At 68.0% G+C, this 14360-nt stretch carries 18 protein-coding genes; 12 read left to right on the top strand and 6 right to left on the bottom strand.

Features of this window, described 5'->3' with window-relative positions; translation table 11 throughout:
- Positions 1-131: 131 nt before the first annotated feature.
- Together ACFFN1_RS05775 and ACFFN1_RS05770 are read left to right on the top strand one after the other, a co-directional pair.
- Positions 132-887 (top strand): TenA family protein, encoded by a 756-nt coding sequence (locus ACFFN1_RS05775; RefSeq protein ID WP_376839470.1) that lies wholly within the window; start codon positions 132-134, stop codon positions 885-887.
- A 13-nt stretch (positions 888-900) separates the two neighbouring features.
- Positions 901-1953 (top strand): epimerase, encoded by a 1053-nt coding sequence (locus ACFFN1_RS05770; protein ID WP_376839474.1) that lies wholly within the window; start codon positions 901-903, stop codon positions 1951-1953.
- A gap of 78 nt (positions 1954-2031) precedes the next feature.
- Here the strand turns inward: ACFFN1_RS05770 and ACFFN1_RS05765 are convergent, their stop codons facing one another.
- The gene (locus tag ACFFN1_RS05765; protein WP_376839468.1) at positions 2032-2286 is read right to left on the bottom strand and encodes a hypothetical protein; all 255 of its coding nucleotides are present in this window, start codon (positions 2284-2286) and stop codon (positions 2032-2034) included.
- Between ACFFN1_RS05765 and ACFFN1_RS05760 the strand changes: the two genes are divergently transcribed.
- From ACFFN1_RS05760 to ACFFN1_RS05745, 4 genes are read left to right on the top strand one after another with little or no spacing between them, the layout of a single operon-like run.
- Complete coding sequence (locus ACFFN1_RS05760; protein WP_376839466.1) at positions 2270-2893, top strand: LysR substrate-binding domain-containing protein; 624 nt, start codon at positions 2270-2272, stop codon at positions 2891-2893. The two genes, ACFFN1_RS05765 and ACFFN1_RS05760, sit on opposite strands and share 17 nt — an antisense overlap.
- A 56-nt stretch (positions 2894-2949) precedes the next feature.
- Complete coding sequence (locus tag ACFFN1_RS05755; protein ID WP_376839464.1) at positions 2950-3504, top strand: hypothetical protein; 555 nt, start codon at positions 2950-2952, stop codon at positions 3502-3504.
- A gap of 10 nt (positions 3505-3514) precedes the next feature.
- Entirely contained in the window at positions 3515-4000 is a 486-nt protein-coding gene (locus ACFFN1_RS05750; RefSeq protein ID WP_376839463.1) for a hypothetical protein, read from the top strand.
- Positions 3997-4461 (top strand): hypothetical protein, encoded by a 465-nt coding sequence (locus ACFFN1_RS05745; RefSeq protein ID WP_376839461.1) that lies wholly within the window; start codon positions 3997-3999, stop codon positions 4459-4461. Before ACFFN1_RS05750 ends, ACFFN1_RS05745 begins: the two co-directional genes overlap by 4 nt.
- 61 nt (positions 4462-4522) lie before the next feature.
- Here the strand turns inward: ACFFN1_RS05745 and ACFFN1_RS05740 are convergent, their stop codons facing one another.
- Entirely contained in the window at positions 4523-4948 is a 426-nt protein-coding gene (locus ACFFN1_RS05740; protein ID WP_376839459.1) for a hypothetical protein, read from the bottom strand.
- Positions 4949-5014: 66 nt separating this feature from the next.
- On the bottom strand, positions 5015-5209 hold the full coding sequence (locus ACFFN1_RS05735) for a hypothetical protein (RefSeq protein ID WP_376839457.1): 195 nt from the start codon (positions 5207-5209) through the stop codon (positions 5015-5017).
- Between the two features lie 604 nt (positions 5210-5813).
- Between ACFFN1_RS05735 and ACFFN1_RS05730 the strand changes: the two genes are divergently transcribed.
- Positions 5814-6077, top strand: a complete 264-nt coding sequence (locus ACFFN1_RS05730) for a hypothetical protein (protein ID WP_376839455.1) — start codon at positions 5814-5816, stop codon at positions 6075-6077.
- 11 nt (positions 6078-6088) lie between these two features.
- Here ACFFN1_RS05730 and ACFFN1_RS05725 read toward each other — a convergent pair whose 3' ends face one another.
- Positions 6089-6871, bottom strand: a complete 783-nt coding sequence (locus ACFFN1_RS05725) for an aminoglycoside adenylyltransferase domain-containing protein (protein ID WP_376839454.1) — start codon at positions 6869-6871, stop codon at positions 6089-6091.
- A 182-nt stretch (positions 6872-7053) separates the two neighbouring features.
- Between ACFFN1_RS05725 and ACFFN1_RS05720 the strand changes: the two genes are divergently transcribed.
- The gene (locus tag ACFFN1_RS05720; RefSeq protein WP_376839452.1) at positions 7054-8604 is read left to right on the top strand and encodes an ATP-binding cassette domain-containing protein; all 1551 of its coding nucleotides are present in this window, start codon (positions 7054-7056) and stop codon (positions 8602-8604) included.
- 165 nt (positions 8605-8769) lie between these two features.
- On the opposite strand, the gene ACFFN1_RS05715 is transcribed toward ACFFN1_RS05720, so the two are convergent.
- Both ACFFN1_RS05715 and ACFFN1_RS05710 read right to left on the bottom strand, forming a co-directional pair.
- Entirely contained in the window at positions 8770-10311 is a 1542-nt protein-coding gene (locus ACFFN1_RS05715) for a PepSY-associated TM helix domain-containing protein (RefSeq protein WP_376839450.1), read from the bottom strand.
- A gap of 76 nt (positions 10312-10387) precedes the next feature.
- Positions 10388-11071, bottom strand: a complete 684-nt coding sequence (locus ACFFN1_RS05710; protein ID WP_376839449.1) for a hypothetical protein — start codon at positions 11069-11071, stop codon at positions 10388-10390.
- A gap of 61 nt (positions 11072-11132) precedes the next feature.
- On the opposite strand from ACFFN1_RS05710, the gene ACFFN1_RS05705 reads away from it, so the two are divergent.
- The 4 genes from ACFFN1_RS05705 to ACFFN1_RS05690 all read left to right on the top strand — a co-directional run bounded on the left by ACFFN1_RS05705 (position 11133) and on the right by ACFFN1_RS05690 (position 14348).
- On the top strand, positions 11133-11687 hold the full coding sequence (locus tag ACFFN1_RS05705) for a DinB family protein (protein ID WP_376839448.1): 555 nt from the start codon (positions 11133-11135) through the stop codon (positions 11685-11687).
- A gap of 135 nt (positions 11688-11822) precedes the next feature.
- Positions 11823-12959: a GuaB3 family IMP dehydrogenase-related protein gene (locus ACFFN1_RS05700; RefSeq protein WP_259877160.1), complete on the top strand. Its 1137-nt coding sequence runs from the start codon at positions 11823-11825 to the stop codon at positions 12957-12959.
- 32 nt (positions 12960-12991) lie between these two features.
- Entirely contained in the window at positions 12992-13888 is an 897-nt protein-coding gene (locus ACFFN1_RS05695; RefSeq protein WP_376839446.1) for an SURF1 family protein, read from the top strand.
- Entirely contained in the window at positions 13878-14348 is a 471-nt protein-coding gene (locus ACFFN1_RS05690; protein WP_376839445.1) for a DUF3817 domain-containing protein, read from the top strand. Before ACFFN1_RS05695 ends, ACFFN1_RS05690 begins: the two co-directional genes overlap by 11 nt.
- The last annotated feature ends 12 nt before the right edge of the window (positions 14349-14360 follow it).

The raw sequence follows: 14360 nt of genomic DNA, 5'->3' as shown, positions 1-14360 counted from the left end.
GGCGCGTCGCCGACTGAACGTCATGTACGCGATGATGAAAACAGGCACGCTATACGAGCCCCGAATCTCTGCAGCTGCTTGACAACCACCATAGGGACACCCCCCACACATCCCGTGCTGAAAGGACTGACATGACCGACCGCAACCGCTTCGTCGCAGGCGAGCACTCCCAGGCGATCTGGGACTCCGTGGCCGACACCCTCGATGAGATCGAGAACCTGCCCTTCCTCGACGCTCTGGCCACCGGAGAGCTGCCGGTGAAGACCTTCGTCAACTACATCCTGCAGGACGAGCTCTACCTCAACGGCTACGCCCGCGCGATGTGCCAGCTGGGCGTGCGCGCCCCGAGCCGCGAGGACACCCGCTTCTGGGCGCAGGCCGCTGGCGAAGCCGTCACCGTCGAAGAGGACATGCATGCCGCGCTGCTCGCTGATGAGGGCTTCGCCCCGGCCCGCGATGAGCTCACCGACGACGCCGGCGACCCGCGGCCCTCGCCGACGACGCTGGGCTACACCTCCTACCTCATCGCGCAGGCCTCGACCGCGGCCTACCCGGTGGGCGTGGCTGCGGTGCTGCCGTGCTTCTGGGTGTATGCGCATATGGGCAAGGTGCTCACCGAACGGGTGGGCGACGGCATGGACGCCCACCCGTACCGTGCGTGGATCGAAACCTATGACAGCCCGGAGTTCGACGAATCGGTCGACGGAGCGGTCGCGATCCTCGAACGCGAGATGGCCGCCGCAGATGAAGCCACCCGCCAGGCGATGACGGCCGCCTTCGCCCAGGCGACTGTCTACGAACTGCACTTCTGGGCCTCCGCCCACGTCTTCCAGTCCTGGGACGCCGCCGCACTCGGCACACCGGCAGACGAGGCCGCGCTATCCTGAGCGAATGACGACGATGCACGACACCCCCGAGGCCACCCCAGCCAGCACCTCCCAGGACAGCGCTGGGGCGGCCGGCCGTGGGCGGGTCGTCATCGGTGGATCCAGCGGCTTCATCGGCCGCCACCTCGTCGACAGGTATCGGGCCTGCGGCCGGGAGGTCATCACGATCTCCCGGTCGAACGCCGATCTCACCTGGGATGACACAGGCGGCATCGCCTCCGCCGTCGACGGTGCGGCGCTTGTCATCGGGCTGGCCGGCAAGAGCGTCGGCTGCCGCTACACGGCGAAGAACCGCGAGGAGATCTTCACCTCACGGCTGTCGACCACCACGGCCCTGTCCGATGCGATCGCGGCAGCGCAGAACCCGCCGCCGCTGTGGATCAACGCCTCGACCGCAACGATCTACCGGCATGCCGATGACCGGCCGATGACCGAATCCGGCGGCGAGATCGGCGAGGGCTTCTCCGTCGACGTCGCCCGCGCCTGGGAGCGTGCGCTCTTCGCCGCCGACCTGCCGGCCACCCGCCGGGTCGCCCTGCGCACCGCGATCGTCCTCGGCCACGACACGTCCGGGGCCGGCAGCGCTGGGTCCGGCAGCCGCAATGGCGCGCTCGGCCCGCTCATCAATTTAGCCCGCATCGGCCTCGGCGGTGCCCAGTACGACGGCCGCTGGCCGGTCACTCCCGGCCGGCGGCGTGCCGGCACCGCCCACGCCTACGGCACACCTGGAGCCCGGCAGCGGTTCAGCTGGATCCACCTCGACGACGTCGCCGGCATCATCGACTTCCTCGAAGGCCATCCCGAGCTCGACGGGCCCATCAACGCCGCCGCTCCGAACCCCTCGGACAACCGCGGCTTCATGGCCGCGATCCGGCGTGCGACCGGCACGCCGGTCGGCCTGCCGGTGGCCCGCTGGATGCTCGAGCTCGGCGCGATCGCGATGCGCACTGAGACCGAACTCGTGCTCAAGAGCCGCTGGGTGCTGCCCGAACGGCTGCTCGCCGCCGGTTACGAGTTCGCCTATCCCGAGCTGGAACCCGCCGTCGACGACGCCGTCAACGGCTGACCGCGCCGTCCGGGCGAGGGAAGCTGTCAGGTCGGGGGCAGCACCAGGGGAGTCAGGGAGCCCAGGCGAGCGCCCGGCTCACAGGGCGAGGATGAGCACGCCGAGGATGCTGAGCACGCTGGCTGAGACGATGTCGAGGACCATATCGGCCCGCGGGGCGCGCAGCAGCGAGGACACCCGGTCGGCGACGAGCGCGAGACCCGCGGCGTAGAGGCCCAGGCAGCCGACGATCGTGCCGACGCCGATCGCATAGTCGACCAGCGCTGGATCGGCCGGGATGCATGTCGGCAACACCGCGAGGAAGAACCCGCGCATCGTGTTCTCCGGGTTCACCTCCTTCCACGAGACCCTGCTGCCACCGGTCGTCGACTCCGTCGTCAGGACCTTTCCGACGATCCGCTTCGAGATCCTCGACAATGAGCGCGACTCCGCGCCCTCCCCGCGGCTGCCGGACATCGAGATCCGCAGCGAGGCCGGCTTCGCCGCCGCCACCGAGGTGCCCGGCACCATCCGCACACCGCTGTTCGACGACGAGTTCCACCTCGTGGTGCCCACCAGCCACCACCTCGCCGACGCCAGTGAGGTGCCGCTGGCCGAGATCTCCGAGGAGCGCTGGATCGACGCCGAATCCCGCGCCACAGCCGGAATGAGCGCGATCCGGCACGCGTGTGCCGCCGCCGGGATCTCCCCGCGGGTCATCGCCCGCTCCGAAGGCCACTACGCAGCGCTCGCCCTCGTTGCCGCCGGCCACGGCATCACCCTGCTGCCGGCCCTGGCCGTGCTCAGCCTGCCGGTCGGGCTCACAAGTGTCGCGCTGACCCACCCGGTGCCCTCCCGGCGGGTGTGCATGCACGTCGTCGAACAGTCCGCCCACCTGCCCCACATCAGCTTCACCGCCGATGAGATCATCGCCCAGGCCGAGGGCTTCGGGCTCGTGTGACAGGACGGTGACATCGACGTCACCGCGGTGACGCCGGCAGCGGCCACGCTGGAGACATGAGACTGACCTCCTGCCTGCTCGCTGTCGCCGCGCTTGCCTGCCTCATCGGTTCGCTGACGATGCCGGTGATGCGCTACGCCAACCGGGACTTCGCCCAGTATGACGTCCTCATCACCATGGGCGGAGCCTCAACGCTGGCGCTGCTGGCGGTGCCCGTCATCGTCATGGCTGTCACCGTCATCGTCGTCGCACTCACCGGCGTGCGCACGCGGGTCGCCGGTGCGTTCGCCATCGCCTGGGGAGTTCTCCAGCTCATCGGCGGCATCGATGCGATCCGCACGGGGCGCGACAACGTCATCATGTGGGACAAGATCGACCCCAACGGGATGCCGATCGCCGGCGCTGAGCATCCCGACCCCTGGTGGGGCCTGGCGTTCGCGGCCGCAGCCGGTTTCGCGCTCATCGCCGCCGGTCTCGTGCAGATCGCAGCCCACTGCACCCGCGCAGCGGTGGGCGCTTTGGCTCGTGACCCCGTGCCCGAGGCGGTGCTCACCTGCCGCTGTGCCGGAACCGGCACAGTCGCGTCACCACCGGCACGCAGAGTCAGATGAGGATGGAGATATGAGAACGACAACCCGCGTGCTGGCCGCCCTGACGGTCGTACTGCTGGCGGCCACGATTCCGGTGCCGGTGCTGCGCGTCGAGGACGCACACGTTGACGACCTCGCCGTCAACGCCGTCACCGCCGCCCTTTCACCGCTGGCCGCGCTGCTCGCACCCGGCATCCTCATCGCCGTGCTCATGGTCATCCAGACCTTCGTCGGCTGGCGGCCACGCATCTGGGCGTGGATCGGCTACACCGGCGCGCTCTTTCTGACACTCGGGGCCTTCGGGGCGTTCACCGGGGAGAATCGGCCCTCCCTCTTGTGGGACGGCGTCGACGAGCAGGGCCGGCCGACCGGCGGCATGGAGGTCCCCGAACCGTGGCTGGGCCTGCTGCTCATCGTGTGCGCTGCCGGCGTGCTCGCCCATGTCGCGACCCTGCAGCTGCTCTCTGCCCGCCAGGCACAACCGGCCGTCACACGCACCGATTCGGAACCGGCATGATTCGGCTCTCCCGCCTCGTGGCGATCACACCACCGGTGCTGCTGGGCCTGACCTTCGTCTTCCCGCTGCTCGAATTGCAGAACCCCGGGCCCGGCATCCTCCGCGTCAACCTCATCGCAGCCATCAGCGTCGCACTGCTTGCCTGGCTGCTTGCGCCCGGAGCCGGCATCAGCGTTCTCATGGCCGTCCAGTCGCTCGCCGGCTGGCGCCGGCGCGTGTGGGGCTGGATCGGTCTGGCCGGCAGCGCCTGTCTGCTCACCGGAGCTGTCGGCGTCGTCACCGCCGACTGGCCGTACATCATGTACGACCACATCATCGACGGCCAGCTCGTGCCCTCCGGGCCGGTCCGCGCGGAGCCGTCCTGGGGTCTGCTGCTCGTCCTCGCCGCGGCCGCCTCACTCGCGCTCGCCTCGATCCTGCAGCTCGTCGCCGCGAAGCGCCGGGTTCAGCACAGGTCGTAAGCGAGGCTCTCGGACCACGGTGTGCCGTGACCGAGCCGTTCCGTCCGGGGTACGGGCGCATTCAGGGTGTGTTCGCCGATCCCCCGTCGAGGCCGTCAGGTGAGTCAGGCGGTGAGAAGACCCGTCGGTGCAGAATCCACTGACCGAGGGCGGCAATTGCCGCTGCGACGGTCACTGCGACGATGAGATCCGCGGCGTCGGACGAGCGCAACAGCAGACCTGGAAGCGCGAACGAGAGGGCGAAGAGGAACAGGGTGGCTGAGCTCCACAGACGACTTCCGAGAATACCGAGCGCTTCAATGCCATGGCCCGTCATCCGCACCGCGGTCCACGTGATCGCAGAGAGGATCGCGGTCACTGCTAACAGGATCCAATCTGAGGCTGCAACGGCAGCGCCGGTGAGGAAGCTCCGTACGATCATCCCCAGAGTTCCCCATGCACAGAAGGTCAGACTGCCTGCGCAGACAGTCAGCGTCTTTGCGTTCATTTCAACCCCCTTAATCCGAGCGGGCCCGGTATTCAAATCATGCCGAGCCCGCTCAGATCATTCATGTCACTCTCGGCTCATGCGCTCTACAATCTTCTTTACGTGTGGCTTCAGGGCGTTCTTAATAGGCGTTGTCAGTTTCTTCTTCGCAAATGCTCCAATAGCGCCGCCGGGAACGGCCCCAAACACGCAGTCGACGCCGATGCCTATTGCAATGTCGGTCGCGCTGTCGACGCCGCCTTCCTTCAGCGCCTTCTTCACCTGGGCTTTGCCTTCGCTGACGGCAACCGATCCGGCACAGCCGACAATCGCCGCAGCGGCCCAAACGGGAAGTGCAGCCGGTCGCGCGCCATCGGTTTCGGAGAGAAGACTCTTTCGCAGCTGAGTTGCTTCGCCCGCGGAGATTTCGCCCTTCTGCTCAGCCTCCGCAATGACCTTTTCGGTTTCTTCTGCGAGCTTCTCGGCGTCTTCCTTAGTGAGGCCGATCTCCTTGAGCTCTTCTTCTGTAAGAGATTTGCTATTAGTTCCGCTTGCGGATGCTCCGTAATTCTCTCAGCTGCACCTGCCGAGCTGGAAAATGTGGGTGCCACGCCAACGGAAGCGGTGGCAATGCTTGCAGCTGCGATCATCGATATCGTCGATTTCGCAAGGCGCATCTCAATCACTTTCATCGTTTGTGTGTGCAATCACAGGCTATTCGGGTCGTGCGAAGGCCTTCAATTGGTCGAACGTGGTAGTACCTTTGGCAAGGTGCCATGTGGGTTGGTGGCAGGTGAATCGACACGGCACGCGAGGGATCTTGCGCGGCACTTCGATCAACGACATATGGTTCCGCAGCTCCGTTCTTCCGAGTAAGCTGACAGGTATGGATCCCGCTGCGGCAGCGACGCCGCCACCGCAACCGACCATCCCCGTCCACGAACTGGCCACCCCCGTCCACGAACCGCCGAACAGCGGCACCGAACTCGAGATCCTCACCGGCTTCGACGGTGAACTCGTACCCCACGGACCTGTCCAAGCCGTGCCGTCATGGGGTCTGCTGCTCGTCCTGGCGGCAGCCGCTGCACTGGCCGTCGCCTCGATCCTGCAGCTCGTCACCGGCAGGCACCGCGCGGAGCACGCGCACTGATTCCCTCACGCTCACGCCACCGCACTCCGGGCCCGGCTCACGAGAACACCCGCCAGCGCGTCGACCTCATCCGCTGCCTCGGCCCAGCGTGACCCCGGTGCCCCTTGCCCGAGGTATTCCTCCCGTGCCCGGACCAGCAGCCTGCGCTGGTGGTCGGGCAGCAAGCGAACCACCGCCTCGGCGGCGGCATCCTTCGACACGATCCGGCCGGTCTCGGCGGTGACGACGATGCGCGCCAAGGTCAGCAGCGCATTGCACTCATCCCCGGCGGACCCGGCCGCCACGACCGCCGCGAGGTCAGCGGCGGTGCGGCGCAGCAGATCGTCGGGCACCGGCGGCAGCAGCTCAGCCAGCGGGCGTCCGCGCAGCACTCGGTGATGGGTGGCTGCCGTCGCGGCGAGGATGATGAGATCCGGATCCGGTGTGGGCGCAGGCAGCAGGCCGTCGGCGATTTCGGTGCGCAGCCATTCGCCGTACTGGAAGTCGATGATCAGTGCGCTCGCCCAGGAGTCTGTCTCCGGGCGGACGATGCTTGTCAGCTCCACCGGCCTGCGATCGGCCGCCTCGGGAAAGGACTCCCCATGCCCGGACCAGCCGGAGGCTCCCAGCAGCATCGCGACGAGGCCGCGGCGCTCAGGATCGGTGAGGGAGCACGCGGTGATGACGAGGAGGTCGATGTCGCTGTCGGGTCTCAGGCCGGTGCTGGCCGCCGAACCGTACAGGTAGACGCCGAGCACCCCGCCGGGATCGGCGGCATCGAGGTGGTCGAGCACGGCAGCGGGCACACAGTCCATGCCCCAACGGTAGTGGCCGACAGCAATCGGCGGTGGCTGTTACACCCGGACTTCCACGGCACAACTGAGTGAGGAAACACATCGTGCTCATCTACCAGCGTTCACCGCACCCCGACCTGCGCTGACGCTGCCGTGGTTTCGGCTCCGCCGTCAGTGCCTCAGCTGACGAACTCTGGAGCCCTATGTCCATCACCCATCGCCCTGCCGTCGTACTGACGGATCTCTCCTTCGCCTGGCCTGACGGCACCCCGGTATTCTCGGGCCTCACCGCCGCCTTCAACTCTGGTCGCACCGGTCTCATCGGCGACAACGGCTGCGGCAAGTCCGCCCTGCTGCGCATCATCGCCGGTCAGCTCAGGCCGACCGGCGGCACCGTGACCGTCAGCGGGACGGTCGGCTGGCTGCCGCAGAACCTCACCCTGCGCCCGTTCATGACGGTCGCCGAACTGCTCGGCATCGCCGGGAAGCTCGCCGCGCTGCGCGCGATCGAATCCGGCTCGGTGGCTGCTGCAGACTTCGACGCCCTCGGCACGGACTGGGACATCGATTCCCGCGCACGGGCCGCCCTCGACAGCGCCGGGCTGGAGTCGCTCAGCCTCGACCGGACGGTCGGCACGCTGTCCGGGGGTGAAACCGTGCTCACCGCGCTGACCGGGCCACGGCTGGCCGGCGACAGTGTCGTCCTGCTCGACGAACCGACGAACAACCTCGACCGAGGCGCCCGCCAACGACTCTACGAGACAATCACCGCGTGGACTGGTGCGCTCATCATCGTCAGCCACGACGTCGCGCTCTTAGAGCTCATGGAGGACACCGCCGAGCTCTATGACGGATCCTTGTCTGTCTTCGGCGGACCTTACAGGGCCTATCGCGCCCACCGTGAGGCAGAGCAAGAGGCGGCAGCGCAGGCACTTCGCACCGCCGAACAGCAGCTGCGTCGCGAGCAGCGTCAGCGCATCGAAGCACAGACGAAGCTTGCACGTCGTCAGCGCTACGCGCGCACCGACTTCGAGAACAAGCGCAAACCCAAAATGATCATGAAGCAGCGCAAGACCGAAGCACAGGTCTCGGCCGGCAAGCTGCGCGGTGAACTCGATGCCAAGGTCGCTGCCGCGCAGGAGTCTGCAGAACAGCAGGCTGAGCGCATCCGCGCAGACCACCGGATCATCATCGACCTGCCCGACCCGGAGGTTCACAGCGGCCGCAGGCTCGCCGAACTGCGTGAGGCAACTGGCGCCTCGGTGATGGTGCAGGGCCCTCAGCGCATTGCGCTCACCGGTGCCAACGGGATCGGCAAAACTCGGCTGGTGACGTCCCTGCTGCACCCGCTGAACAGCAACAGCCCGACGACCGCGCAGGTTGAGGCGATCGCCCATACCAGCCGGATCGGACTGCTGCCGCAGCGCCGTCAGATCGGCAGCGATGTGTGGATCGGACGCGAGGCGATGATCCTGCCGGGAGTCACGATCGGCGACGGGGCGATCGTCGGTGCCGGCAGCGTCGTGACATGCGATGTCGCAGCCTACGAGGTGGTCGCCGGCAACCCGGCCCGGCGCATCCGCAGCAGGTTCAGCGCTGCCGAGGTCGCACTGCTGCTCAGCCTGCGCTGGTGGGACTGGCCGATCGATGCCATCACCGAACACGCCGCGACGATCATGGCAGGGACCCCTGAGCAGCTGGCCGCGCTCGAGCCCGCAGTCTCGCCCCCACCCCCGAGGTCTGAGGAACGATGACCGTCTCGCGGCCGAGCCTGCCACCTCCGGGAACGCTGCCCGAGAGCGCACCGCCTGGGGTGCTGGCATCAGCACCCCAGGCGTGAGGGCACCAGCACCCCAGGCACGGGGCATCAACGCCCCACGCATGGGGCGTCAGCGACAGCCCGGCGAAGGCTGGCCGGCTCAGCCGCTGGCCTGCGGCGTCCTGCACTTTCGCCGCGCTCTGAGCCCAAGGAGCACATCAATGGCGACGAACACCACGAGGCTCACTCCGACCAGCGGGAGCAGAACGCTGACTGCCACTGCAGCGAGCACCACCGCAGCCACCGCCAGTCCTGGACCGCCGCGGAGCGCACCGGGTCTCGGAACCGGGCCGAACCGCTTCGACTGGTCGTGGCGGGGTCGGCGCTGCCACCACATGACGTAACCCCACACGACCATCGCCGCCAGGCCGATCGCGAAGGCGAAGAGCACCAGCTGATTGGCCAGCCCGAACATCGAACCCATGTGCAGGTCGATGCCCCAGCGGGTGATCTTGGCCGCCCAGCTGAAGGTGGAGAAGTCGACCCGGTCGGTCATGGCCAGGGTGTGCGGGTCGAATGCGACCGCGTCGACTTCGGTGGGATAGCTGCGCTGAATCTCCTGCACCACCCAGGCCGAAGAGGCATCGGCCGGCGGCCGGATCTCGACGAGACCGGTGTTGACATTGACCTCCTGTGCCTTCGCGAGCACCCGTTCGAAGTCCGCCGCATCTGCCACGGGCGCGGCCTCGGCCGCCGTTCCGCCACCGTGACCACTGTGGCCGCCGTGGCCTCCGTGACCGCCATGACCACCGTGGCCGGCATGGCCGCCGGAGTCGTCGGCTGCACCGCTGGCGCTCGTCGAGATGGACGGGGTCTGCCAGCCGAGCGCGGCGCGCAGCTGCGAGACGTTCTCGCCTCCGTACTGCGACCAGGTGATGCCGGTCGCTGACAGGAAGAGCATTCCGAGTGCTGCCCAGACGCCCACCGAGGAATGCCACGACAGTGTGTGCCGCAGCCCGGTGCGAGTGAAGCTCGGGCGCAGCAGCTCGGCACGCCGCTTGGACTTGCGAGCGCGGATGACCCACAGGCACAGCCCCGCGGCAACGACGATGCCCAACCATGAGGCGGCGAGTTCGCTGTAGATCCGCCCGACGTCGCCGAGGTGCAGGCTGCGGTGCAGCTGGTCGATCCAGGTGCGCAGGGGCAGGGCGCCGGAGGTGCCGTAGACGGTGAGGTCGCCCTTCACCTCGGCAGTGGCCGGATCGATGAAGATCGCCCGGGATTCGCTCTCGCCTAAGTTCGGGTCGGCGTAGAGCACCCGGGTGGTGGCCCCGGGTTCGGGCGCTGGCCGGACGGCCTTGAGATTCGCGTCCTCGCCTGCGAAGGCCTCAGCCGCAGCGATCTGCTCGGCCAAGGGCAGGGCAGTGGCAGTCGAAGAGCTGGTGAGGGCATCGGCGTAGATGACCTTCTCCAGCTGCGGACTCAGCGCGTAGAGACCGCCGCTGATCGCGGCGATGAGGATGAATGGGCCGACGAGGATGCCGGCATAGAAGTGCAGACGGCGCAGCAGGCCGTAGAACCACGCGGAGCTCGACCGGCGCTGCCGTTCCGGTTGCCCGCCCGCGCTAGGCGGATGCTGAGATCTGTCGTCATGGGGACCGGCACCCGAAGCGATAGGTGCATGGGATGTCTGATGGGACATGGTGTGCTTTCTGTCAAAAAGGGTCGGTGAAACACGCACGTGCGCCGCAGCGCAGGTACGCAGAGAGATGGGGGAATCAGAAAGCGAGCACCGGAGGGCCGCGACTCAGCACCGGAGACCGGAGCAGGCACGGCCGCAGCGGCTCGACCCAGCACAGGGCGATGCGCAGCTGCGGGTGCGCGGCAAGAACGGGGACACGCGGAATGACCGGCAGCAGGGCGCGGATGAGGAGTCGCGCACATGCCCCGATCCTGGTGAGCAGCGTTTCGGCCCAGTAGATCATCGCCACGGTGATCGCACCGGCGGCGAGGTGCGCTGCGAGCATCGGCAGTGAGCTGTGGTCATGCCCAGCATGCCCGCCGCCGGCAACGGCGAGGACATCGGCGCCAACCGGCCCGCCGTGCCCGCCGTGGCCAGCCAGTACGCCGTGGCCAGCCGGCCCGCCGTGCCCGCCGTGATGGAGCATGTGCCGTTCGAGGGCGGTTGCGGGCCCTGGCGCTGCCGGGCCGGTGAAGACCAAGAACAGCAGATGGAAGATCGCCTGACTGGCCGCAACCGAGACCGACAGCCGCCAGAGCGAGAGGTTCCGGCCGGCGAGGATGATGCAGATGGGATGGGACAGCGCCAACGGAACGATGACGCCCAGGGGATTCGGCAGCGAACCGCCGCCGATGACGTGAAAGGCCAACGCGATGAGCGTCGCGGCTGTCGCAGCTGCGCTGCCGCGCAGCAGGCGGCGACGCCTGGCCTCGAATGTCATTCCATGATTCTCTCACAGTCGGCCATTGCCGGCGCTCAGCTACGGCCACTACGCTGAGACGATGGATGCGCCAACGGAGATGAATCCGGCCTTCGACACGACCACCGAACTCTGCCAACTGCCGAACAGCGGCACCGAACTCGAGGTGCTCACCGGCTTCATCGACTTCTCCCGCAGCGTGCTGCTGCGCAAGACCGAAGGACTCAGCGATCAGCAGCTGCGCACCGCGCTCGCCCCATCGACGATGACGCTGGCCGGCATGCTCACCCACATGGCCTTCGTCGAGGACTACTGGTTCGGCTTCCGCGTCGCCGGCCGCGCACCCACCGAGCCCTGGGCCACCGCGCCCTGGGAGAGCAACAACGACTGGGACTGGGACCTCGCTGCCGATATTCCCACCGCCGAGGCGCGGGCCCTGTTCGCCGACTCCCTCGCCCGTTCCCGTGAGATCACCGCAGGGCTCGCCGACCTGTCCGCACCGGTCGCCAAGCCTGCACGCGAAGGCGAGGCGTGGAACGTCCGCTGGGTGCTCGTGCACATGATCGAGGAGTACTCCCGCCACCTCGGCCACGCTGACCTCATCCGCGAGCACCTCGACGGCTCGACCGGCGACTGAGCCGCCAGCCGCCGCACACCCTGCCCGCCGCACACCCTGCCCGCCGCACACCCCGGCCACCGCCTCGGGACCGGTGCGTTGCGCATGTGAGCAGGTGGTGAGAGCGATGTCCGGGGCCTGCGATACCCTGGAAGCGTGAGCAGCGAAATCGAAATCGGCAAAGGCAAGCGCGGCCTGCGGGCCTTCTCCCTGGATGACATCGCGATCATCCCGGCCAGGCGCACCCGCGATCCGCAGGACGTCTCCCTCGACTGGCAGATCGATGCCTATCACTTCGACATCCCGTTCATCTCCGCCCCGATGGACTCCGTCGCCTCCCCGGCCACGGCCATCGCGCTCGGCAAGCTCGGCGGACTCGGCGTGCTCGACCTCGAAGGCGTGTGGACCCGGTATGAGGACCCGCAGCCCTACCTCGATGAGATCGCCACGCTGCCGGCCGAGCAGGCCACTGAGCGGATGCAGCAGATCTACGCCGAGCCGATCAAGGAAGAGCTCATCACCGCCCGGCTCGCCGAGATCCGCGAAGCCGGCGTCACCGTCGCCGGCGCCCTGACCCCGCAGCGCACACAGGAGTACTGGCGCACCGTCGTCGACGCCGGTGTCGACCTGTTCGTCATCCGCGGCACCACCGTCTCAGCCGAGCATGTCTCCTCGAACGCCGAACCGCTCAACCTCAAGCGCTTCATCTACGAACTCGACGTGCCCGTCATCGTCGGCGGCGCGGCCACCTACACCGCCTCCCTGCACCTCATGCGCACCGGTGCCGCCGGTGTGCTCGTCGGCTTCGGCGGGGGAGCAGCCGCGACCACCCGCCGGACACTGGGCATCCACGCCCCGATGGCCACCGCACTGGCCGATGTGCACGCCGCCCGCCGGGACTACATGGACGAATCCGGCGGCCGCTACGTCCACGTCATCGCCGACGGCGGACTCGGCACCTCCGGCGATATCATCAAGGCCTTCGCGATGGGCGCTGACGCTGTCATGCTCGGCTCTGCCCTCGCCCGTGCCGAAGAGGCTCCGGGCAAGGGCTGCCACTGGGGTGCTGAAGCCCACCACCCGCAGCTGCCGCGCGGCCGCCGCGTCGACATCGGCACCGTCGCCCCGCTCGAACAGCTGCTCTTCGGTCCCGGCCACACCGCGATCGGCGAAGTCAACCTCGCCGGAGCGCTGCGCCGGGCGATGGCGACAACCGGCTACCTGGACCTCAAGGAGTTCCAGCGCGTCGACGTCGTCGTCTCCCCGTACCAGCCGCAGAACGCCGGTTTCTGAGCCGCGGTCTGCCGCCGGGCCGTTCGATCCGCATGCTCCGACTCGCCTTCACCCCACGCTGGATGGGCTTCCTCGCCATCGTCCTCGTGCTCGCCACCGCCTTCGTCGGGCTGTCCTACTGGCAGCTTAACCGCGCCCAGCACAAAAACGACGCGCTGAGCTCCCAGGACATCGAAACCGTCAAGGACTTCAACGACGTCGTCGACGCCCAGGTCCCGCAGCCAGGCCTCGTCGCCGACCAGCGGGTCAAACTCACCGGCCACTACCTGCCCGATGCGCAGGTCGTCGTCGCCGGCCGCTACCACGACGGCACCGAGGGCTTCTGGGTCGTGACGATGTTCGCCCCCGACGGCGCGACGATCGGCGAGGACGCCCAGCTCACCGGCGCCGAGGCGGATGAGACCCGCCCGATCGCCATCCCCGTGGTGCGCGGCTGGGTGGAGAACGAAGACGCGGCGATGAACTCGCGTGCCAAGGACGGTGCGGTCGAGATGACCGCCCGGCTCGGCCCGATCGAAGGACCCGAATCGACCGAGGGCCTGCCGGCCGGGCAGGTGCGCACCGTCTCGACCTCGCAGCTGGTCAACCTCTTCGACGTCTACACCTACTCCGGCTATCTGTTCCCCGAACAGGACACCGGTCCGGGCGCCTCGGCAGCGGCCGATGGGCTCACCCGCGTGCACCTCAACGCAGACGAATCCGGCGGCTTCGACCTGCAGTCCGGCGTCTACGCCCTCGAATGGCTGTTCTTCGCCGGGTTCGCGTTCTACATCTGGTGGCGGCTGCTGCGCGACGCCTACCTCGCCCAGCAGCGCGCCGCGGCCGGGAAGACAGTAGACTATGTGGTCGTCAAGCCCGCCGGAGCGAGCCGGCCCGGCCAGGACGCGCAGCCTCAGCAGCACCCGATGAAGGACACCGATGGTCACTGACCCCCATGATGCCCGCCAGCACCCCGACGACGCCCGACCCGACCTGTCCGATGACAACGTCTGGCTCTACAGCCGCTACACCTCAGCGCTCAACGCCTCGCGCTTCTACCGGGTCATGGCGATCATCACCGGCACCCTGCTGCTCATCCTCACCGTCGAGATGATCTACAAGTACATCATCGTCAGCCTCATCATGAACGGCGACGCCTCCCAGGCGCTCATGATCGGCAGCTTCAACCTCGCCGCCGCGATCGCCATCAGCCACGGCTGGTGCTACGTCGTCTACCTCATCTCGTGTCTGTGGCTGAACCAGACGATGCGCTGGAAGCTCAGCCAGTTGCTGCTCATGGCCCTGGCCGGTGTCGTGCCGGTCATGTCCTTCATCCTCGAGCGCCGCGTCCACCACCGTGTCCAGCACGAACTCGATCAGGCCGTCGTCGTCGCCCCCGTCGAGGGCTGACCTCGCACCCGC

It is taken from the genome of Brevibacterium otitidis (assembly GCF_042429315.1).
Classification (GTDB): Bacteria; Actinomycetota; Actinomycetes; order Actinomycetales; family Brevibacteriaceae; genus Brevibacterium; species Brevibacterium otitidis.
This window is presented reverse-complemented; position numbering and strand designations above follow the sequence as displayed.